This window comes from Terriglobia bacterium (assembly GCA_020072565.1).
In the GTDB taxonomy this organism is placed as follows: domain Bacteria; phylum Acidobacteriota; class UBA6911; order UBA6911; family UBA6911; genus JAFNAG01.
Genome location: JAIQGI010000019.1, coordinates 1 through 21,713, shown reverse-complemented (window position 1 = coordinate 21,713; position 21,713 = coordinate 1). Strand labels below are relative to the sequence as shown.

Below are 21,713 nucleotides of genomic sequence, written 5' to 3'. Positions count from 1 at the left end.
CATCATACAGGAAATATGCGAAGCAGGTTTCCGGGCGATTCTTGTATTTTGTGGTTGCTGATTGGGCTGCGGACTTGCCGGTGGGCGCCCATAACGTCAGTCGGAAAGCCTCTTGGACATAAATATCGTCGACACGGCACAATCACCGACGGCAAATGCGTGTTCGCCTCCCGATTGGTAGCCGTGGGAACGATAGAAACCGACAGCACCAGGTGCGGAATATACAAAGATATCACCAAAAAGGGCTGGGGGGACCAAAGCTTCCAGATGCTTGAGGAGAGAGCTGCCGACACCCCTGCGCTGCCGCCCCGGCTCGACGAAAAGAAATCGGATCTCATTCATGTCGACGCCTCCCACGCCTGCGACGCCACCCCCTAACATGCCGACGGCGATATAGAAGAGACTCGCCCGCTCGCACATGGTCCCGGCCGACTCGGCCCGGAGCAGTTGCTCCCGCGCCGTGGGCGGCATCATCGGGTCAGACTTCATGCAGGCGCGCACGAGGTTGCTGCATGCTTCCGCATCTTCAGGCTGGAATTGGCGAACCAGAACGATTTCGACCGGCATAATCCTCCTCGTGGGGCTGATCAGGGGATATAGGCGATGGCGTCGATTTCTACGAGCAGCCCCGGCGTGGGCAAAGCAGTTACCTGAACTGTGGTCCGCGCCGGGCGGTTAGTCCGGAATGCGCGCGCGTAAGCGGCGTTCATTCCGGCGAAATCGGAAATGTCGGTCAGAAAAACGCCGCAACGAAGGACGTGATCCAGACTGGAGCCGGCGGCTTCCAGGATTGCAGCAATGTTCTTGAGGACCCGGTCGGTCTGGCTTTCGATGTCTGTCCCGACTAGTTGCCCCGTGGCCGGATCCTTGGCGCCTTGACCGGAAACGAACACAAGCCGGTCCAGGGTCACCGCCGGAGAGTAGGGTCCCGCCGGCTTCGGGAGCTTGGCTGATTGGATCGCCTTATGTTGGATGTCTGCTCTCAATTGTGTCCTCCGCAAGGAATGCGCCGTTAGGGTAGCATCCCTCGATGCCGGTACAAAGCTTTCATCATAAGAGCCGGGCGAGGCTGGTATACTAAACATTGGCTTGTGGAGTAAGTCCATCAAATATACGCGCTCGGGTTCCGGAATCCTGGGGAGGACGACGATCGCATGAGAAGAATAGTTGTGCTGGTTGCCGCGCTGGTGATTGGGGCCTGGCTGATTATGATGCAGCTCACGCGGCAGAGGGACGATCCCAATTCAGGCGCGTCGGGGGATGTGGGCCGGCCGGCCCCAAGTTTTCAGCTCCAGGATTTAAGTGGGCAGCGGGTTTCCCTGGACGATTTTAAGGGGAAAGTCGTCATGCTCGACTTCTGGGCGACCTGGTGCGGGCCTTGCCGTCTCACCATGCCACTACTGGAGAAGCTGCAGCAGGAGCATCCCAATGACTTCACCCTGCTGGCGGTTGACGTGGGGGAGCCTCTGGACGAGGTGGCGCCCTATGTCCGGGATCGGAACATCCAGGCACGTGTTCTGCTTGACCTCAACAAGCGAGTCGGCAGCGCCTACGGAAGCGACTCCATCCCAATGCAGGTCCTGATCGACAAGGAAGGGATTATCCGGCACATCCAGGTGGGGTACGCACCCTCCATGAAAGAAGATCTTTGGGCCGAGATCCGGAAACTGCAGTAACCAGTGGGCAGCGGTCGGTGAATGGCGCCAGGGAATCTGCTCACTGCCTGTTGCCCACTGCCTTTAAGCTGATGTTCGCGAGTGCCTCGATGAACTTGGGATAGACATTCAAGGAAGGAGCGCGATAAAACTCCCGTATTCCCTTTTTTAAAGCCAGTTCGCGATAGAGGATGTCGATTTCCTGCAAGGTTTCGATGTGGTCCGAGACGAAGCTGATCGGGATGGCCAGCACTCTTTCCACGCGACGCCCACTCAATCCGGCGATCACATCTATGGTGGCCGGGCCGAGCCATTTCACAGGTCCGACTTTGCTTTGGAAGGCAAGGGTGAAGGAGAACCGGCTTCCCAGACGTCCGTTGATCAGGGCGACGGTCTTCTGCGTCTGCTCCAGATAGGGATCGCCCTCCTCCACATAACGCGCCGGAATGGAATGGGCGCTGTAAAGCAAGTGGATGTCCGCTGGCGTCTGGCTTGAAAAGCGACTCTGTGCTTCCCGGATCATATCAGTCATGGCCTCCAGATAGAGCGGATCCTCAAACCACGCATCCACGAAGAAGGTCTGCATCAGCCCAGACAGCCCCCTCTTTTGAGCGATCGCGCGAAAATAATTGAAACACGATCCGGTGGTGGTCACAGAAAACTGGGGAAAAAGCGGGAGCACGACCAACTGCTTTACCCGGTCGGCCGCGATCTGCGCGACTGCATCGTCGATGGTGGGTTTCCAGCAGCGCATGCCGACGTAAACGCGGGCTCTGCAGCCGCAGGCCGCCAGCCGTTCGCTCAGTGCCGCTGCCTGGGCTTCCGTGATCCGTCGCAGTGGCGAACCGCCGCCGATCTGCCGGTAAAGACCGCGAGATTTTCCCTGCCGGGTGGTCGCGATCAGCCAGGCGACTGTGCGGCGCAGTACGTTGCTTCTTATGCGGATGATATCGGGATCGGAGAACAGGTTGAAGAGGAATGGCCGGACGTCGGCAAGCGTTTCCGGGCCGCCCAGGTTGAAGAGGAGCACGCCCAGATCGATGGTTCCGGACTCCTTTGAAGAAGTCATGGGCTCCCTCAGTCACCCTTTGGAGTGCGGCAGCTCGCCGTCGCCTTTGACGCGATCCAGGGCGGCAAAAAAGGCGCATGCAGGCTTGAGCGCTCCAAGGGCTCGGCTGCAGCTACAGCGTCTTTGAAAAAACCGGCTTGTCCTTCGGTTTGCGCAGGTAACTGTCGAACACCATACCGACATTTCTGATAAAGATGCGCCCGAGCGAAGTCGCCGAGATGGACTCTGGGTCGAGGACGACCAACCCGTCGTCCGCCAGCGGCAACAGGCGCGTGAGCTCATCGGCAAAATACTCGTCGAAGCGCAGGTGAAATTCGCGTTCGATCTCCTGCTTGTGAAGGACGCAGTGGCAGAGAATCCTGCTGATGACGGCGCGGCGCAAAACATCGTCCTCCGTCAGGCGGATGCCGCGCATGGTGGGGAGCCGGTTTTGCTCAATCGCTCCGTAGTAATCCTTCAGGACGCGGAAGTTCTGCGCGTAGGCTCTACCCATGCCGCTGATGGAGCTCACCCCGATTCCGAACAGGTCCGCCCCCGCCTTTGTTGTGTAACCCTGAAAGTTCCTGTGCAGGGTGCGGTTCCGCTGGGCAATGCAGAGTTCGTCGTCGGGGCGCGCGAAATGATCCATTCCGATGTAGAGATAACCCGCGCGTGTGAAGCGCTCAATCCCCGCACGGAAGATGCGAAATTTGTCCATGCCCTGCGGGATGTGACGGGCGAAGGAACCCTGCTGCTTCTTCAGCCAGGGTACATGCGCATAGCTGAACATGGCAACACGATCCGGGCTGAGACCAATCACCTTCTCCACGGAGTCGACGAATATTTCGGGCGTCTGGTGGGGGAGCCCATAAATCAAATCGATGTTCACGGATTCGAAATCCTGTTCGCGGCATTGATCAAAGACGGCTTTGGTCATCTCATAAGGCTGAATACGGTGGACCGTCTTCTGCACGACGGGATCAAAATCCTGAATGCCCATGGAAATCCGGTTGAATCCCAGGCGCCGGAGCGTCGTGATGTGAGTTGCGCTGGTCGTGCGCGGATCCACTTCAATGCCCACCTCGGCGTCGGGTGCGAAGGTGAAATGCTGCCGGATGTAGTGGAAAAGGTCCTCCATCTGCGTGGGGCTGAGGTATGTGGGAGTTCCGCCGCCCCAGTGCATCTGGACCACGGGGCGGGAAGGATCGAGTCTCTGCGCGATCTGATCAATCTCCCATCGGAGATTCTTGAGATAAGGATGCAGCACCTCGTGATTCTTGTTGATCACGACGTTGCAGCCGCAAAAGAGGCAAAGACTTTCGCAGAACGGAAGGTGAACATAGATCGAGAGCGGCGGGGCGGGGCGCAGAGCATTGGTCTCCGCGCAGACCTGCTCGAAATCGCCCGGACCGAAAGTGTCGATCCATTCGGGAGCGGTCGGGTAGCTGGTGTAGCGGGGCCCCGGTACGTTGTAGCGCTCGAGGATGGCCTCGGTCACATTGAGAGTTTCGGTTTGAATGTTGATGTGAAGCGACTCATTCATGGTGTTGCCAGCCAAAATCTATCATATCGATCGACGAATGGCGAATGGCACCAAGGGCCATTTCATTCCCTGATTGTCATGGGTCATCCGTCGTTTGCCATCAAGTTATGGGATTGCCGTCCAGGTCGAGGCACTGAACCGGGCCGAATTGCAGATGTTCCAGCTGCGCGCGGATCTTGGCCTGGTCTCCTACGGCGACCACGATCAGCTCCTCCGGTTGCAGATACTTCTCCGCGACGCGGCGCACGTCGGCGACAGACAAAACGTCGATTTCAACAGGAAGGCCGCGGAAGTAGTCCAGAGGCAAATGGTGGACGAACAGCTGGCCGATGGTTGAGGCAGCCTGAGGCGTGGTTTCGAAGAGGCCCGGCAGGCTGCGCGCTATCGAGTCCTTGGCGGTAGTGAGTTCCTCGGGCAGGATATCAGTGTTGCGCATGCGGTCGATCTCCGACAAGATTTCGGCCACGGCCGGGGCCGTGACGTCGGTGCGCACGCTGGTGCCGATGAGAAAGGGTCCCCGGCCGCGGCGGTATACGAATGAGGACGAGGCTCCGTAGGTATAGCCGTGCTTCTCGCGCAGGTTCAGGTTGATCCGGCTCGAGAACAGTCCTCCCAGCGCGGCGTTCATCACGCTGGTAGCCATATAATCCGGATTGGCGCGCGCGATGCCGATCTGACCGACGCGCAATGAGGTCTGCGGCGAAGCGGGCTTGTCGACGATCACAATCCTCCGGCTCGGCCTCGATTTAACCGGCGGAGGTGCAACGTCATTTCCGACGCCGCTCCACGAGCCGAAGTGCCTCGCGGCCAGATTTCGCAACTCATCCTGCGAGAGATCGCCGGCGACGATCAGAGCCGCAACGGCAGGCGAATAGCCGTTCTTCCAGAAGCGCACGAGCTCATCCCTGGTGATGGCTCGGTTCGAAGCATCCGTGCCCACCTCGAGCCATCCATACGGATGGTTCAGGCCGTAGAGTGCGCTTGAGAAGTGCCTGGCTGCCAGGGTACTGGGATTGTCCTTCTGCTGCAGGATCTGGGTGAGACGGTCATGCCTGAGGCGTTCGACCTCATTGGCAGGGAATTCGGGGTTCAACAGCACATCAGCCGCCAGCTCGAATACGGCATCGGCATTCTTCTTGAGTGCGCGAAAGGCCACGACCGACAAGTCCATGGTGGATCCGGTCGATAACGAAGCACCCAGTCGGTCGGCGTCGCCTGCGATCTTCAAAGCGGAACGCTTTTTCGTGCCCTCATCGAGCATTTCCGCGGTGAAGGATGCCAGACCCGGCAATTCCGGCGGATTGCGGTCGCTGCCGCTCAGTAGGACCAGGTTGGCCGAAACGATCGGCAGACTGTGCTGCCCCAGCAGGTAAACGGCCAGTCCGTTTTCGAGTTGAAAGCGCGTCGGGACAGGCAGCCTCAGCAGCGAGGCGGGTCCCGGCTTGGGCACGTTTCGTCTCCAATCCTGCTCCGCGGTCGCGGCAGCAGGTGCAGGTACCGGAACCCCTGCCGTACCGGGAGCCGCGCGGGATACGTCCTCCACCACTTTCGGGCCCGGAACTCCGTAAATCACGACACGCGCGTTGCGCGCCAACCTGGTTCGCGCCATCGATTGCAGCGATGCGGCCGTGGACTTGTAATAACGCTCCAGGTCGCGTGCGAGATAACCCGGATCGCCGAGAAAATGATTGTACTGATTCAAACGGTCGGCGACGCCGCCGAAGCCGCCGAGATTCTCCAGGCCGCGAATGATGGCGCTCTCGAAGGTGTTGCGCGCCCGCTCTATTTCTGCGTCGCTGGGCCCACGCCGGCAGAAGAGCTCGAGTTCCTCGTCGATGGCTTTCTCCAGGTCTTCGAGTTTGACGCCGGGCTTGGCAGTCGCCTCGATTGTGAAGATCGAACCAAGCGAGAGTGAATACTGCTGGGCGACCGCGTCCTGGGCGATCCGCTTTTCGTAGACGAGGCTCTTGAAGAGACGGCTCGATTTGCCCCCGCCGAGTATCTTCGCGACCATATCGCATTCGCCGTCTTCCTGGGTGTAGATCGGGTCGGTGATCCACGCCAGGTAAATCCTAGGCAGTTCGACCTGGTCCGTCACCACGGCGCGCCTCTCGGCTGTGATCGGCGGTGTATTGACCTCCACCCTGGGCACGGGTGCGCCGGAAGGAATCGGGCCGAAATACCTTTCGACCAGGGCTTTCGTTTTGGCCGGGTCGACGTCCCCGACAATCGCGAGGCTCGCGTTGTTGGGAGCATAGTACAGTCTGAAGAACTCCTGCACATGGTCGAGCCTCGCGGCTTCAATATCCGCGTGCGATCCGATCACGGAGGCATAGTAGGGGTGCACCCTGGGGTAGAGGCGGTGAAAGAGCTCTTCCTGAACCAGACCGTAGGGCTGGCCTTCCACGCTCTGACGCCGCTCATTGCGCACGACATCACGCTGGTTTTCGAGCTTGGCCTCGTCGACCTTGTCGAGGAGAAATCCCATGCGGTCGCTCTCGAGCCAGAGCGCCAGCTCCAGCTGGTTCGACGGAAGAGTCTCAAAGTAGTTGGTGCGGTCAAAATCGGTGGTACCGTTGATCTCACTGGCGCCTGCAGCTTCGAGGCGGCGGAAATGGCCCTCTTCTCCGATGTGCCTGGATCCCTCAAACATCATGTGTTCGAAAAGGTGCGCAAAGCCGGTGAGCCCCGGACGCTCGTTGGCGGGACCGACGTGATACCAGATGTTGACGGCCACGAGCGGAAGCCGGTGATCCTCGAGCAGAATGACATCCAGGCCGTTTGCAAGTTTATATTTCTCGTACTTGAGTTCGGGTACGGTCAGATTTTTCGGCAAGCAATCTCCTCCGAGTCATGGGCCAATGCGGCATCCGCAGTCTCTGGCCAATCCCATGAATCGTAGCACAAAGCCCGGGCGGCCACACAGCCACCCGGGCACATTGGATGATTGGGACTCGACCCGCAGGAGGCACCGTAGGCGGACACCGGGCTTTCGTGCCCGTTGCTGTCGACAGCCTTGACGCCGAAAACGAGCCGCTCGATCGGGGTTTGCAGGTTCAGGGAGTCATAATGTCGGCCGCATGTTACGTGAGTCGGGAGCGGGTATAAATTGGCGCTGACGGCTCCCGCGATCCGCGAAATCTGCGGCCAAGCTTTTTCGGATATTGCTGAAGCCGGTCAGAGTGTATACTGCTGCCCAGGCATTTCCAGATGAGCGCAGCTGCAGTCGGGCTCAGGCTGCGTCGGAGCGCTTGACGGCAGCACCTGGGTGCTGGTTTTGGCTCCTGCCGCGTCCAGGAGCATGTTCATCATTCGGTCGAATCTGGGATTCAGACTCACACGGAGGCGGACATCGCCGCGGCGTTTTCCGGCTTCGGGAAATGCGACGACAGGATCATGATCAAATGAGGTCGCAAAAACGGCGCAATCTGAAAAGTTAAGGAGGGAATTGTGTCCAGACTAAAAGATAAATTATTCGAGAAGATCCAGGCCTGGCGGCCACGCACCGCCAAGCTGGTGAAAGAACATGCGAATGTCAAAGTGGGCGAGGTGAATATCGGACAGGTCATTGGCGGCGCCAGGGATGTGAAATGCCTGGTGACCGACATCTCTTACCTGGATCCGGTGGAAGGGATTCGCTTTCGCGGCATGACGATACCGGAAGTTCTCGAAAAGTTGCCGAAGGTTCCGGGCCGCGAAACGCCTTACGTCGAGGGACATGTCTACCTGCTGCTTACTGGTGATGTTCCCACGGCGAGCGAAGTGGCCGATGTCGCCGACGAGTTCAAGAAGCGTGCACGAGTCCCGCAGTATGTCTTCGACGTCCTTCGCGCCATGCCGCGCGATACCCACCCGATGACCATGCTCTCGGCCGCTGTCGTTGCCTTGCAGCGGGAATCCGTCTTCGTGCAAAAATACAACGCGGGCATCAACAAGAACGATTACTGGGATTCCACCTATGAAGACGGCATGAACCTGCTGGCCCAATTGCCCGAAATCGCGGCCTACATTTACCGCATGAAGTATCGGGGCGACACGATCATAGCATCGAATCCAGGCCTCGACATGGGCGGCAACTTCGCTCATATGATGGGGATCGACAAGCCCTATGACGACGTCTCGCGGCTTTACTTCATCCTGCACAGCGACCATGAAAGCGGCAACGTGAGTGCGCACGCCGGACACCTGATCTCCAGCGCCCTTTCGGACATTTATTACTCCATCTCCGGAATGATCAATGGATTGGCTGGGCCCCTGCACGGTTTGGCGAACCAGGAGGTGCTGCGCTGGATCCAGGGCGTCATGGTCAAGATGGGCGGCAGAGTTCCGAGCGAGGCGGAACTCAGGCAGTTTGTATGGGATACGCTCAAATCAGGACAGGTGGTCCCAGGGTACGGGCACGCCGTGTTGCGCAAGACCGATCCCCGGTATATGGCTCAACGCGAGTTCTGTCTGAAGCATATGCCGGATGATCCGCTCTTCAAGTATGTTGACATGCTGTTCCGCGTGGTGCCGCCGGTTCTCCTTGAGCAAGGCAAGGCAAAGGATCCCTGGCCCAACGTCGATGCTCAGTCCGGCGTCATCCAGTGGTACTACGGCGTCAAGGAATACGATTTCTATACCGTTTTCTTTGCAGTCGGTCGTGCGCTGGGTGTGGTATCAAACATCATTTGGGACCGCGCGCTCGGTTACGCAATCGAGCGCCCCAAGTCGGTGACGACGGCGATGCTGGAAGAAGCCGCCAAGACAGCAACTGCTTCGAAAGCCTGAACGACCGCAACAAACAAGCAAAAGGGGGATGTCTGAGAACATCCCCCTTTTTTTGATCTTGGATAGGAGAGATCGGAATTGTGCAGGAGTAGGATCTTGACGCGGTGATCCACCCCCGCTTTTCCAGCATCAATTCGGGCTTTTGGGGGCGTTCGCGCGCCGAATGCGACGGTGGGAGAATCGCGGCAACCGTCATCTCGAATCCAGAATCCCCAATGCAAAACCGTCATCACGTGCCCCGGCTTCCTTCAGCCTCACAAAGGGGATGGCTGGTCGATGGCTCGGCCAAGAGGTCGGCGATCGTTGATTCGGCAAACGCTTTCTGGATATGGGCAATGGCATTGTCGAGCCGCCTGTGCAGCGCGCAAAGTTCTTTGCCGTGCGACTTCAAACCCAGCGGACAAGTCTCGATCCGCTGGATCGGATCGACGGCGTTCACCACTGCCAGCACACTGATCGTATCGGGCCCGCGAGTGAGCGTAAAACCGCCGTACAAGCCACGCTGCGAGCTGACCAGGTTGGCTCTGCCTAAGGCCTGGAGCACTTTCGACAGATAGCCCGCCGGAACGTGGGTTGCGGCAGCTATCTGCAGCGTCGTTTGCGGCTCGCTGCCGTGTGCAGCAAGCCAGACCACCGCACGCAGGGCATATTCCGTGGTTTGCGAAAACATGGGCATCTTGATCCCTCGTTGCGGCGTCCAGTCAAACGATCATCCTGGAATCACTTCATACAGATAACCTGGTGCGATAAAACAACCTTGACATCCAAATTATGGCTGACGTCCGCGTTGAGTCAAGCGGATAACAGGAGCCGCATATCCATTTATAGGTTGTTCCGGCTTTTCACAGCAACGCCTGCGCCGGTTTTGCGATATAGTGTTGCCGGCGCAGGACTCCCATGCTGCAACAGACTAGAAGATACTTCGAGTTCGAGAAGCATCGGACTTCATTCCGCACCGAATTCCTCGCCGGCGTCACCACGTTTATGACGATGTCCTACATCATCGTGGTGAATCCCAAAATCCTGGAAGCCGCCGCAATACCGGTCGGCCCATCCATGGTGGCCACCATTCTGACCGCGGCCTTCGGCACGCTGATCATGGGGCTCTACGCCCGTCTGCCGTTCGCCATCGCTCCCTATATGGGCGAGAACGCCTTTGTGGCCTACACGGTCGTTGTTCTGCTGGGCTACACCTGGCAGGCTGCGCTGGGTGCGGTCTTCATCGGCGGGATTCTTTTCGTCCTGCTGACCATATTCCGGCTCCGGCAGTGGCTCGTCGACGCGATACCGGAAGGGCTCCGCTACAGTTTCGCCGTCGGCATCGGGCTGTTCATGACTTTCATTGGTCTCAATGTCACGGGGATTGTCGTGCTCGGAACCGCCGGCGCGCCAGTCAGGATCGGTGCCGTCACGAGCCCTCCAGTGCTGGTTGCCATTCTGGGATTTGTCATGATTGCCGTGCTGCTGCTGCGCAGGATTCCGGGCGCCATCTTCTTCGGCATTCTGATCACGACCGCGCTTGCCTTCGCACTCCACGTGGCCGCGCCCCCTCACAGGCTGGTCAGCCTTCCGCCCGGTCTGGGGCCGGTATTCCTGCAGCTGGATATTCGTGGAGCCTTGAGTTGGGGATTCTTCGCGGTGGTGCTCACCGTGTTCGTCATGGCGTTTGTCGACACCATGGGGACTCTCATCGGGGTTTCATCGCGCGCGGGTTTTCTGGACGAGAAGGGGCGGCTGCCCGGGATTGAAAAGCCCATGATGGCGGATGCGCTGGCGACGAGCTTCGCGGCCCTGGTCGGCACTACGACATCAGGAGCCTACATCGAGTCTGCCTCGGGCATCGAGGCGGGCGGCAGGACGGGATTCAGCGCGGTGGTGACCGCCTGTTTATTCCTCCTCTCGCTCTTTTTTGCACCCTTCCTGACAGCGGTTCCTCCGCAAGCCTACGGCCCTGCGCTCATCGTGGTCGGCTATCTCATGTTGAAGCCGGTCAGCAGGATCAACCTCGACGATTACACCGAACTCTTCCCCGCGTTTGCAGTAGTGATTCTGATGAGCTTCACCTTCAACATCGGCATCGGCATCACTGCAGGATTTGTCCTTTACCCCCTCTTCAAGCTGGCCGCTGGAAGGCGCCGGGAAGTCAGCGCGGGCCTCTGGGTGCTGTGCGCGCTATCGCTCCTCTTCTACATCTTTTACCCGTACTCGAAGGCTTAGCCGCGGATTTTACGGATTCGCCGTTTGCCTGGAGTTCAGATCGCGGCAGAGGGTCTTGAGCTGATTTACGCGTTCTGGTCCCAACCGGCGGATTGTGAAAGCGGTCTTGTTATGTGAGAGGGGTTCGCGGAGGTCGGCCCATTCCCCGCAGCGTTCTCCGTCGGCCGTGCCCGGGATCGGGGCAAACTCAGACAGGAGAATGCGCACGCCATGTCTGTGGGCAAAATGCAGAGAGGCCTCGACCTTCTGGTACTCATCATCTGGATGGCCGATGATGACATAGGCGGTGACAGACTGCGCTCCCGCCTTGCGCAGGCAGGCTGCCGCCACTGCGAATTCGTCGGGCGACAGTTTGCCGCCGGTGCGCGCCAGCCAGCCCGGTGACCCGCTCTCGAATCCCAGAAAGAAACTGCGGAATCCGGCGCGCACCATCAGGTGCGCGATCTGCGGCGTTAGAAGCCGCACATGCAGCGCATTGGGGGTATGAAAGGAGAGCGGCAGTTGCTCGCCCATGACGCACTCCAGAAACGGTATGAGCACTTCCTCCGGCCTGAATAGAAGTGCGTCGTCGTAAAAGGCGACATGCTGCACGCCATCCCGGAGGAGGCTGCGTGCCTCCTGCAAGCATTCCGCCGCCGGCCTGGCGGTAAATCGGGGATGAAGCAGGGGCACGGAACAGTAAGTGCAATGAAACGGACAGCCGTCGGTAAGCTTCATTGCAGCCACGATCCCCATGGCCGGGTCGTGATAGGGCAATGCGGATTGCGGCGCGGGCAGGATACGCCAGAGAGGACCCAGCTCATCCCCCTCTATCACCAGATCTGCTCCCAGGGTGCGGGCGTGAGCGGGACACAGAGTGGCATAGACGCCGCCCAGGACGATCTTTGCCTGCGGCGCAAGCTCGCGCAGATCTTCGATGACCTCCTTGAGGCCCTGGTACCAATACGTCATTCCGGTCTGGATCAGGGCGATATCGAAGCGGCGCTCCTGAAGGAACGCCCTGAATTGGGCGCGCGGCCGGCCGAAACGCCGGTAGCGTCGGGCAATGTCGCGGAAGGCAGGGGGTTTCGATGCCGGCTGTTCGGCAAACCGGCCGCGGCCCCAGGAATCGCACCGGCCCGAGAGGAGATAGTCGAAGAAAGTCAGATCACAGGCGTGCCGGATCCGGCCTGCCACCCGCAGCATTCCATAAGGCCGCATCCAGAAATCGTAGGCGGTAAAGTCGAAGATCGGAGGATTGACCAGGAGCACGCGCATGCGCTCATGTTACCAGACCTCACAACCCACGAATGCTCGGAGACACCAGGACGCTGAAGTCATACGATCGGCCGCCGTCATCTTAGAGTCTTGGAGTCTTCCCGTCTTGGCGTTAAGCTCTTTGCATCGGGAGGCAACCTATGGCCATACCTCGAGGCACCACCAAAGTCTCCGACACGGTGTGGGAGATTCCGGCCACCTACAAGGATGGGATGCGTGTCCCGGCTCGCATCTATGCCACCGAGAAGCTGCTGCGCGAAATGGACGAAGGTGTGATCGAGCAGGTGACGAATGTCGCCACTCTGCCCGGCATTCTCGAATACGCCTTGTGCATGCCCGATGGCCATTGGGGATACGGTTTTCCCATCGGCGGCGTGGCGGCCATGGATACCAAGGCCGGCGTGATCTCTCCTGGCGGCATCGGGTTTGATGTGAACTGCGGCATGCGGCTGGTACTGACGAACTTCACGGAGGAACAAGTGCGCCCGCACTTACGCCAGCTTGTGGATATGCTGTTCCAGCGCGTCCCGGCAGGTGTGGGCAGCACGGGCTTCGTGCGCATCTCGCAGAGCGAGTTCCGGCATGCTGTCGAACAAGGCGCGCTCTGGTGCATCAAGAACGGCTATGGCTGGAGGGAGGACCTGGAGCGCACGGAGGAAGAAGGCTGCATTTCGGGTGCGGACGCCTCGAAGATCAGCGACAAATCCGTCGAGCGCGGCTTCAAGCAGCTGGGCACCCTGGGATCGGGAAATCACTATCTCGAGATCCAGGTGGCGCGGCCTGAAAACGTTCTCGACAGGAAGCTGGCGGAAGCCTTCGGCATCACCATTCCGAATCAGGTTGTGGTGATGTTTCACTGCGGCAGCCGCGGCTTCGGCCACCAGATCGCCACCGACTATCTGCAGGTCTTTCTCAAAGCCATGACGGCCAAGTACGGCATCAGAATCCTGGATCGCGAGCTGGCCTGCGCGCCGTTTCATTCCCCTGAAGGCCAGGATTACTTTGCCGCCATGAAGTGCGCCATCAACATGTCATTCGCCAACCGCCAGGTCATTTTGCACCGGATTCGGGAAGTATTCTCGGAGGTATTCCACAAAGACCCGGCTGATCTGGGTCTGCACCAGGTCTATGATGTCGCCCACAACACCGCCAAGCTGGAGGAGCATGTGCTCGGTGGAAAGCCACAGGAGATCCTGGTGCATCGCAAGGGTGCCACACGGGCTTTCGGTCCGGGGATGCCGGGTCTTCCAGACCGGTACCGGCAGACCGGCCAACCGGTCATCATCGGCGGAAGCATGGAGACAGGCTCCTACCTCTTGGCCGGTGTCGCGACTGGGGATCAGACCTTTTACTCGACCGCACACGGCAGCGGCCGCACCATGAGCCGCACCCAGGCCAAGAAGCAGTTTCGCGGCAGAGAACTGCAGGAACAGATGGAAGCCCGGGGCATCCTGGTACGCACGGTTTCTTACTCCGGACTGGCTGAGGAAGCGGGCCCGGCCTACAAGAATATCGACGATGTGATCGAAGCGGCCGAGCAGGCAGGCATCAGCAAACGGGTCGTGCGCTTGCTGCCCATAGGCAATGTCAAAGGATAGGAGTCAGGAGTCAGAATGGTAAGGTGCCTGACCACTTGGGCATGCAATCGAACCGTTCGCCGGCCCACCTCGGCTTTGCACTCCATGATGCGTCTTTTCTCCTGGCTCCTGACTCCTCACGCGGAGCGGTAATCGATGCCATATAGAACGCCAATCGCTCTGATCACCGGTGCGCTCGGCAGCGGCAAGACCACCCTGCTGCGGCAAGTTCTGAGCGGTACGGACCGGCGCCTCGCAGTGCTGATGAACGAGTTTGGCGAAATCGCAATCGACAGCCGGATTCTCCCGGGGGACAACCTGCGCATCATCGAACTGGCCGGAGGGTGCGTGTGCTGCGAACTCGCGGGGGAGTTCGAGGCGGCCGTGACTGAAATCATCGAGCGCTTTCAGCCGGAATTGATCGTGGTCGAGGCGACGGGAGTGGCTGAGGCAGACGCTCTCGCGTATGAGGTGCAGGACAACCTGCCTCAAGTACGCCTCGATAGCGTGATCAACCTCGTCGACGCGTATGCCAGCATCGAGCATCCCGAGATCGGTTACAGCGCGCGCTCGCAGCTGCAGCAGGCCGACATCATCCTGATCAATAAGATCGACCTCGTCGAACCGTCTGCGGTCGCAGCCGTCGAGAACCAGGTCCGAAAATACAACGACAGGGCCTTTCTGCTCCGCTGCATCCGCTGCGGACTCGACCCGCGCATACTCTTCGGACTCGACATCAAGCGTCGGGACCTTGTGCGCACGCCGCATTCCGGCCAGAGCTACGATTCCTTTGCCTTTACGACCGACAGGATTCTCGGCCGCGCGAAGTTTGAGCAGCTGATTGCGGATTTGCCGCCTGCGATCTATCGTGCCAAGGGCTTCGTGCTGCTCGACGACGATGCGTTTCTGTTCAACTACGTTGCAGGACGGATGGATCTGGAGCCGTTCCCCTCGGACAAGACGCAGCTGGTTTTCATCGGTCCCCAACTGGAACCGGTGCAGATAGACATATTGGACAAGCTTCGAGGCTGCGAGGTTTGATATATGCCTTACCGATATCTTCCGGACATCGCGATTGCGGATGTGGCATTCGAGGCGTGGGCCGAGACGCTGGAAGAGCTCTTTCTTGCTGCCGCGGACGCAACCATGAATGTCATGGTCGGGGATCTGGGGACAATTGCGGAGCGCGAGACTCGCTTGGTCCAGGCAGAAGAGACCGCCGTAGACATGCTGCTGTTTCAGTTGCTCCAGGAGTTGATCTATTACAAGGACGCGGAACGGCTTTTGCTGCGGATTAAAAGCCTCGAGATCCGCCGGCTCGACGGCCGGTATGTGCTGAAGGCGGAAGCCTGCGGCGAAGAACTCGACTCTGCCAGGCACGACCTCGTCGTCGATGTCAAGGCGGTCACACTCCACCGCTACCGGGTGGAGCCGACCGCGCGGGGATGGGAGGCGACCGTCATCCTGGACATTTAGCATGGAGCCAATCGAGAAATCCCGGCCCGCAGCTGCGTAAAGCGCGGCCTCTCGACCGCAACTGAGCGGGACCACGAAATACACAAACCATGCTTTATCGGTTTCGTGTATTTCGTGGTCTCCGACTCTCAGAAAATCAGCTTCAAGGCGAACTGGATGTTCCTGGGACCCCCGCCCCCGAGAAAGGGATTGCCCAGGCCGACATCCGGCGTCAGGGTCAGCGGCATGAATCCGATGCCGCGGCCTGTCACAGGATCGATCCCGTTCAAGCTGGCATCGGCTGAAAAGCCCGGATAGAGCGGCGATCCGAAGTTGGGATGATTGAAGAAATTGAAGAACTCCGAGCGGAACTGGAGCTTCGCCTTGTCCTTGAAATTAAAGGTCTTGACCACCGCAAGATCGAAATTGCGATAGACCGGGCCGCGCAACGCGTTGCGCCCGAGGCTGCCGAAATGCTGGGTCCCCGCGATGCAGGAAGCCGCGCTGCCGTCGCCTGTGGGATCGAGCCTGCAGGGAACCCGGAATGCGGAAAGATTCAGGAAACTGTCAGGCGTATGCGTTCCCGCATAGGGATCGCCGACCAGATCGGGCCGCGGGAAGAACTCACCCGTGCCGTTGTAGTCGTCGAACAGATTGACGTGAAAGGGCGCCCCCGACTGGACGGAGAGGGAACCGCTCATCTGCCAGCCGGCAGTCAGGCTCTTCCAGCCGGCGAACCATTGAGGAATCTCATAGCTGAAGGTCCACGAGATGCGGTTCCGGATGTCGAAATTGGAGTTCGCGCGTTCCAGATCGGGACGGAAGCTGTTGTCCGGCTGCGTGGCGTTGGCCACATAGTCCTGGCCGTCGCTGGCGTTATCGATCGAGTGGCCCCAGGTCCAGTTCAACGTGGAACTGAGCCCTTTTTTGTCGCGCAGGGTCAGGCTGGTCTGCATGCCGTTATAGCCCGACACCGAGGAGCTTTCGAGATTGTTGACGTAGAAGAAGGTGCCGCCGGATGGCGCGAACGGGCCGTTGTCGAACGGGCGCGCCGGGGAAACTGCGGGATTGACGGGCTGATTGATGTCCCGGTACCGGAAGAGCTTGCGTCCCTGGGATCCCACGTAGCCTACCTCCAGGACCACGTTTTTGAAAATCTCGTGCTGGAGGTTGAGATTGTAGTTCTGGATATAAGGCGTCCTCAGATCAGGCTGGGTTGCGAACACATCGGAATCCAGGTAGTCCGTAAACACGGCAACTCCGGGAGTCAGGACTTCCTTCGTGGAGAATGAAAAAAGGATTCCGGAAGGGCCGATCGGATTGTAGGCGGCACCGGGATTGAACGTGTTGAAGGGGAGTTGGCCGACAAAGAAGTCCTGCGAAAATGAATCGTACAACAGCCCCCATCCCGCGCGCAGGACGGTCTTGCCCTTGCCCCCGATGTCCCAGGCAAACGACAGGCGTGGCGAAAAGTTATTGAGATCGTGGTCGTACAGGCGCGGCAGCCCTCCGCTTCCCACCTGCACGAGCCCCTTTTGAAGATCGAAGTTGCTGAATCGGTTGCGCTCCTCACCGACCACTCCGTAGTAGTCCCAGCGTACGCCGTAGTTCAGCGTCAGGTTTTTGTGCCAGTTGAAGCTGTCCTGGATGTACCAGGCATGCGAATTCTGAAACGTGCCCCGCTGGGATTCGCCCTGGGCGCTGCGTCCGCCGCTCAGATTCCCCTGCAGGAAATCCTGCAGGGAAGCGAAGTCGAGGCGCCCGCGGTAGCCCGCGTCAAAGTAGCCGTTGATGAACGTGCGCCGGAACTCATAACCGAACTTTACATGGTGCCTTGTCCAGTCCCAGGAAAAGTTGTCGATGAAGTGCCAGTTGGTATCGACGCGCCCTCGCGGAACCGAAAGATTCGCGCCGATGGATGCGATCGCGGAACCCAGTGAGGGGTCGTTGCGAATTCGAATGAAAGGCAGTCCGAAGTCGCGTGGGTTTGTCACCCCGGTGTTCAAGCCGATCGAACGGGGATCGAAGCTGTTGTCCTCGGGGGAAAAGGTCTCAAAGAAACGGTTGTACCCGAAGCGGGCTTCGTTCACCTGCCCGGTTGAGACGACGTGGACATAGGAGAGGGAGACCAGTTGAACACGGGTAGGTGTCACCGTGTTGAACCCGGGCAGCACGTTTCCCGCCAGGATGGCAAGCGGGAAGCTCTGATCGCTGTCGCCGAAGTAATACCGCCCCGTGAGGATGTTCGCTGCGTTGAAGTTGTGATCGATCTTTGTGATCAGGCTGTCGACCCTGTTGGAGGCGCGCGTGGTCAAAAAGACGTTGTTGGCGGGGTCGAACAATGGCACCGGGCGATTGGGCGCCGGCCAGGGATTGCGAGCAAGAATCCCCCGGATGACAGGGTTCGTAGCACCTCCCAGCGCCGCGATCTCGCGCGGATCCGGCACACGTGCCACGCTGTTGAGGCCAACCCGCTCGCGCTGGCCTTCATAGCTTGCATACCAGAAGGTGCGGTCGCGGACGATCGGCCCGCCGGCGTCAAACCCGAACTGGTTGTTGCGGAACTGTGTTTCCGGATCTGCCTGGGCGTTGAAATAGTTGCGCGCATCGAGCTTGTTGTTCCGGAAGTACTCATAAACGCTGCCGTGGATTTTGTTGGTTCCGGACTTCGTGACCATGTTGACGACACTTCCCGCGCTGCGCCCGTATTCGGGTTCGAAATGGGAGAGTATCGCCACCTCGGCGATGGCCTCGACGGGAAGAATGGTCGCGGGGGTTCCGAACACACCCCCTTCATTGATCGCAGGAAGGTTGCGGTAACCGTCGTTCATGTCGGTGCCGTCGAGCAGGTAGTTGTTTGAGCGGCCCCGATTGCCGTTGATGCTGAACAGCCCGAAGGAACCCGGCGAGTCCGTGCCGCCATCGGGCTGGCCGCTCGCGCCCGGCACCAGCACCAGCAGCTTGGTGAAGTCGCGGCCGTTGACGGGGAGGTTGTCGACCATCTTGCTTTCGATGATTCCACCCAGTGTGTCCGCGCGGGTCGCAACGAGGGGGACCTCGGCTTCCACCACCACGGTCTCACTTGCCCCCTGAGGTCTTATGATGACATCGACCCGCCGTTCGCTTGCGATCTCTACCTTGAGATCTGGCACGACCACCTTCTGAAAGCCGGGCAACTGCGCCGTCAACTCATACATGCCGATCGGCAACTCGGGAATGTTGAAGTTGCCGACGGCGTTCGTTACGGTGGTGCGCGTCAAGCCGGTCTCCATGTTCCTGACTGAGACTTCTACCCCCGGCACCACCGCCTTGGAATTGTCGGTAACCGTACCCAGAATAGTTCCGCGGAACGTTTGTGCCTGGACGGAGCGAATTGTGCACAGTAATAGTATCAGCGACATCAGCACTGCCAATTTCGTGGTTGCACCTTTGCCACCCATGTTACCCTCCTCGCATTTTTCGAAGCGTTTCAGTGGATCAGGTCTGCTGACCGCACGCGGGCAGGCGCATCAACATGAGCATGAAGTCAAGGACCGGCTGAGGCGCTGAGCAACATGCGTACAGAGTTGAATTGAGTCTAAGCCCGACTCGCAGGGTGGATCAATGGAAATTGCAAAAGAGAATTCAAGGGGATCGGATCTGCAAAAGTCAACATTTGCACTGGATTTCTGACTCTTGCGGATCCGATCCAATTTGCGAATGGGATCAAGGCCTGGTTTCGGATGCCGGCTCCGCTTGGTTGTTGCTGTTGGGACGGCCCAGGAGCAACTCGAGGGCTGCCTGCTGGCGGCTGGCGACCACAGCCAGCACTTCATCTCCCGCTAGCAGGACCGTCTCGCCGCGCACGGCCAAGACCTCATCCTTTCGAATGATGGCGGCCAGTGTGCAATTTGCCGGCAGTGGCAGGTCGCGAACCATTTTCCCTACTGCCGGGGCTTGCGGCGAGATTTTCTCTTCCACCAGCGCCACCTCTCCCCTGCGGAGCTTTACCAGGGTCATCATGTCGCCCAGCGACATCTCTTCCGCGATGAGCTTGGCCATCATGTCGGCCTGGTTGATGGCAACATCCACGTGGAATTTCCTGTCGAACAGCCAGGCATTGCGGGGATTGTTGATCCGGGCGATGGTGCGGGGAACCTGGTAGCGGTCGCGCCCCAGGTAGCAGAGGACCAGATTGTCGGCGTCCACTGTAGTGCACGCAGCCAGCACCTGGCACTCGCGGACACCCGCAAGCTCCAGCATGTGGGGGCTGGTAGGATCCCCTTGATAGATCGCCTCGGTGGGGAGCTCCTGGTGAATGCGGGCGAGCACATCCGTCCTGTCTTCGACCAGGTGGACCTTGTGCTTCTGTGCAATCAGGTACGAAGCAAGTTGCGCTCCCGTGCGACCGCCGCCGGCAATGATGACAAACATATCAGCCCTCCTGAAGTTCTTTCCTCAGATCGGCATCCTCGGCCTGGGCCGTGGGGCTCACCTGAGTTTCGGACAGGATTTCCTCGATGCGCAAAGCGCCCATGCTGACTGGGCTGATGACCTGCAAGCCGAAAGCCTCGTGCAGGGCGCGCTTGCGGGGATCGTAGTTCCGCACCACCACATTCGGCACCTTAAACACCACGCGGGCGACATGTCCGAGCACGGTGTTTATCGAATCGGATGGCGTTACCGCAGCCAGTGCCTGCGCCTGTTCAATCCCCGCCCGCATCAGGACATCCTGGGTCAGCACATCTCCCCTCATTGTGAGCCCGCGGAAATCCTCCGGCAGATTACGGAAGGCCGCCGTGTCCTGGTCGATTACCGTGACCTTGTGACCTTTTCGATACAGGCCGTAGGCGACTTCAGCGCCTACGCGGCCGCAACCGATTACGATGATATTCATGAAGATCTTGCTCCCATGGCCAGATTCATTCTACCTGATAAGGCACATCGGTGATTACGATCCCGCGCTTGAACAGGAGCACCAGCCGAAGCATCATGGCGGTTTGCGTGTGCAGGATATTATACAGCCAGCGCTTGGGCACAAACTGCGGCACGATGATCGTGATGGTTTCGTTCGGCTGGCGCTGCGATGCGATTGCATCGATGTATTGCAGGAGCGGTTCCAGGAACAGCCGGTAGGGCGAATCCAGGACCACCAGCCGCACCCCTTTTCCCCAGGAGGTCCATTGCTGCTGCACCTTGACGGCTTCCCCCGGATCTATCGACACGTGCACGGCCGTGACATCGTCGGACAGCATCTGGGCGTACCGGAGTGCAGCGAGTGTCCCTTGATGAACCGCGCTGACCGGCAGAATGACTCGATGCCGGGGTTCGGGGGGAGGTTCGCCGAAGTTTTCCAGCGACAGGCTATTGGTAAGACGCTGGTAGTGATCATGAATTCCCCGCAGTGCCATGACCATGAGCGGGATCAGGAACAGAACGATCCATGCCCCATCGAAGAACTTAGTGACGGAGAAAACGATCACCACTACGGTAGTACAGAATGCTCCCAAACCGTTGATGATCATCTTGGGCTTCCAGTTGGCCTCATAGCGCAACGTGGAGCCACGCTCTTCTACCTCGGCGCCCGGTTGCAGGTGCCCTATTTTCCACCACCGGTGCGCCATGCCGGCCTGCGATAGGGTAAAAGAGAGAAACACACCGATGGCGTACAGGGGGATAAGGCCGGTAACGCTGGCATCGAAAACAACAATGAGAAGGACGGCGATCAGCGTCAGAGCCATGATGCCGCGTGAGTAAACCAGTCTGCTGCCGCGGTAGGCAAGCTGGCGCGGCAGGAAGCCGTCGGCTGCCATCAGCGCGCTCAATCGTGGGAAACCGGCAAAAGATGTATTGCAGGCCATGATCAGGATAACCGATGTCGCAACGATGGTACACAGATAGAGTACGCCCGAACTACCGTATGCGGTTCGAGCCAGCTGCGAGATGACAGTCTCATACTCCGAAGGGACTGCGCCAATATGCTTGGTCAGGAATCCTATTCCGAGGAAGAGGCTGCCCAGAATGGAAGACATCCAAAGGAGCGTGATCCCCGCGTTGCGCGTGCGCGGTTCCTTGAAGGCGGTGATGCCGTTGGAGATTGCCTCGACTCCGGTCAGGGCGGAGGTGCCGTTGGCGAAGGCGTGCAGGATCAGGAATGCCGACAGGTTTTGCAGTGCGGGGAGTGTCTGCAACTCCGGAGGGTTGGGGACCGC

At 59.3% G+C, this 21,713-nt stretch carries 17 protein-coding genes; 6 read left to right on the top strand and 11 right to left on the bottom strand.

Features of this window, described 5'->3' with window-relative positions; all coding sequences use genetic code 11:
* Positions 1 to 96: 96 nt before the first annotated feature.
* Positions 97 to 567, bottom strand: a complete 471-nt coding sequence (locus LAP85_12955) for a GNAT family N-acetyltransferase (protein ID MBZ5497305.1) — start codon at positions 565 to 567, stop codon at positions 97 to 99.
* Between the two features lie 20 nt (positions 568 to 587).
* The gene (locus LAP85_12950; protein MBZ5497304.1) at positions 588 to 1,085 is read right to left on the bottom strand and encodes a Rid family detoxifying hydrolase; all 498 of its coding nucleotides are present in this window, start codon (positions 1,083 to 1,085) and stop codon (positions 588 to 590) included.
* Between the two features lie 69 nt (positions 1,086 to 1,154).
* Here LAP85_12950 and LAP85_12945 point away from each other — a divergent pair, with 69 nt between their 5' ends.
* Positions 1,155 to 1,676: a TlpA family protein disulfide reductase gene (locus tag LAP85_12945; GenBank protein MBZ5497303.1), complete on the top strand. Its 522-nt coding sequence runs from the start codon at positions 1,155 to 1,157 to the stop codon at positions 1,674 to 1,676.
* Positions 1,677 to 1,716: 40 nt separating this feature from the next.
* Here LAP85_12945 and hemH read toward each other — a convergent pair whose 3' ends face one another.
* The 3 genes from hemH to LAP85_12930 form a co-directional block, all read right to left on the bottom strand.
* Positions 1,717 to 2,724 (bottom strand): ferrochelatase, encoded by a 1,008-nt coding sequence (gene hemH / locus LAP85_12940; GenBank protein ID MBZ5497302.1) that lies wholly within the window; start codon positions 2,722 to 2,724, stop codon positions 1,717 to 1,719.
* A 112-nt stretch (positions 2,725 to 2,836) separates the two neighbouring features.
* Positions 2,837 to 4,246 (bottom strand): oxygen-independent coproporphyrinogen III oxidase, encoded by a 1,410-nt coding sequence (gene hemN / locus LAP85_12935; protein ID MBZ5497301.1) that lies wholly within the window; start codon positions 4,244 to 4,246, stop codon positions 2,837 to 2,839.
* Between the two features lie 100 nt (positions 4,247 to 4,346).
* A complete protein-coding gene (locus LAP85_12930; GenBank protein ID MBZ5497300.1) occupies positions 4,347 to 7,082 on the bottom strand; it encodes an insulinase family protein in 2,736 nt (911 codons plus the stop codon).
* A 614-nt stretch (positions 7,083 to 7,696) separates the two neighbouring features.
* Between LAP85_12930 and LAP85_12925 the strand changes: the two genes are divergently transcribed.
* On the top strand, positions 7,697 to 9,016 hold the full coding sequence (locus LAP85_12925) for a citrate (Si)-synthase (GenBank protein MBZ5497299.1): 1,320 nt from the start codon (positions 7,697 to 7,699) through the stop codon (positions 9,014 to 9,016).
* A gap of 229 nt (positions 9,017 to 9,245) precedes the next feature.
* On the opposite strand, the gene LAP85_12920 is transcribed toward LAP85_12925, so the two are convergent.
* The gene (locus tag LAP85_12920; protein ID MBZ5497298.1) at positions 9,246 to 9,686 is read right to left on the bottom strand and encodes an Rrf2 family transcriptional regulator; all 441 of its coding nucleotides are present in this window, start codon (positions 9,684 to 9,686) and stop codon (positions 9,246 to 9,248) included.
* Between the two features lie 227 nt (positions 9,687 to 9,913).
* Here LAP85_12920 and LAP85_12915 point away from each other — a divergent pair, with 227 nt between their 5' ends.
* Positions 9,914 to 11,233, top strand: coding sequence for an NCS2 family permease (locus LAP85_12915; GenBank protein ID MBZ5497297.1), 1,320 nt, complete (start codon positions 9,914 to 9,916; stop codon positions 11,231 to 11,233).
* Positions 11,234 to 11,242: 9 nt separating this feature from the next.
* Here LAP85_12915 and LAP85_12910 read toward each other — a convergent pair whose 3' ends face one another.
* Positions 11,243 to 12,490 (bottom strand): radical SAM protein, encoded by a 1,248-nt coding sequence (locus LAP85_12910; protein ID MBZ5497296.1) that lies wholly within the window; start codon positions 12,488 to 12,490, stop codon positions 11,243 to 11,245.
* Positions 12,491 to 12,630: 140 nt separating this feature from the next.
* On the opposite strand from LAP85_12910, the gene LAP85_12905 reads away from it, so the two are divergent.
* The 3 genes from LAP85_12905 (at position 12,631) to LAP85_12895 (ending at position 15,543) form a co-directional block, all read left to right on the top strand.
* Positions 12,631 to 14,088: an RtcB family protein gene (locus tag LAP85_12905; GenBank protein MBZ5497295.1), complete on the top strand. Its 1,458-nt coding sequence runs from the start codon at positions 12,631 to 12,633 to the stop codon at positions 14,086 to 14,088.
* A 135-nt stretch (positions 14,089 to 14,223) separates the two neighbouring features.
* Positions 14,224 to 15,108, top strand: a complete 885-nt coding sequence (locus LAP85_12900) for a GTP-binding protein (GenBank protein MBZ5497294.1) — start codon at positions 14,224 to 14,226, stop codon at positions 15,106 to 15,108.
* Positions 15,109 to 15,111: 3 nt separating this feature from the next.
* The gene (locus tag LAP85_12895; GenBank protein MBZ5497293.1) at positions 15,112 to 15,543 is read left to right on the top strand and encodes an archease; all 432 of its coding nucleotides are present in this window, start codon (positions 15,112 to 15,114) and stop codon (positions 15,541 to 15,543) included.
* A gap of 128 nt (positions 15,544 to 15,671) precedes the next feature.
* On the opposite strand, the gene LAP85_12890 is transcribed toward LAP85_12895, so the two are convergent.
* The 4 genes from LAP85_12890 to LAP85_12875 form a co-directional block, all read right to left on the bottom strand.
* Positions 15,672 to 18,962, bottom strand: coding sequence for a TonB-dependent receptor (locus LAP85_12890; GenBank protein ID MBZ5497292.1), 3,291 nt, complete (start codon positions 18,960 to 18,962; stop codon positions 15,672 to 15,674).
* A gap of 265 nt (positions 18,963 to 19,227) precedes the next feature.
* The gene (locus LAP85_12885; protein ID MBZ5497291.1) at positions 19,228 to 19,935 is read right to left on the bottom strand and encodes a TrkA family potassium uptake protein; all 708 of its coding nucleotides are present in this window, start codon (positions 19,933 to 19,935) and stop codon (positions 19,228 to 19,230) included.
* 1 nt (position 19,936) lies between these two features.
* On the bottom strand, positions 19,937 to 20,398 hold the full coding sequence (locus LAP85_12880) for an NAD-binding protein (GenBank protein MBZ5497290.1): 462 nt from the start codon (positions 20,396 to 20,398) through the stop codon (positions 19,937 to 19,939).
* Positions 20,399 to 20,423: 25 nt separating this feature from the next.
* Positions 20,424 to 21,713: permease (locus tag LAP85_12875; protein ID MBZ5497289.1), on the bottom strand; the 1,290-nt coding region annotated here is incomplete at its 5' end.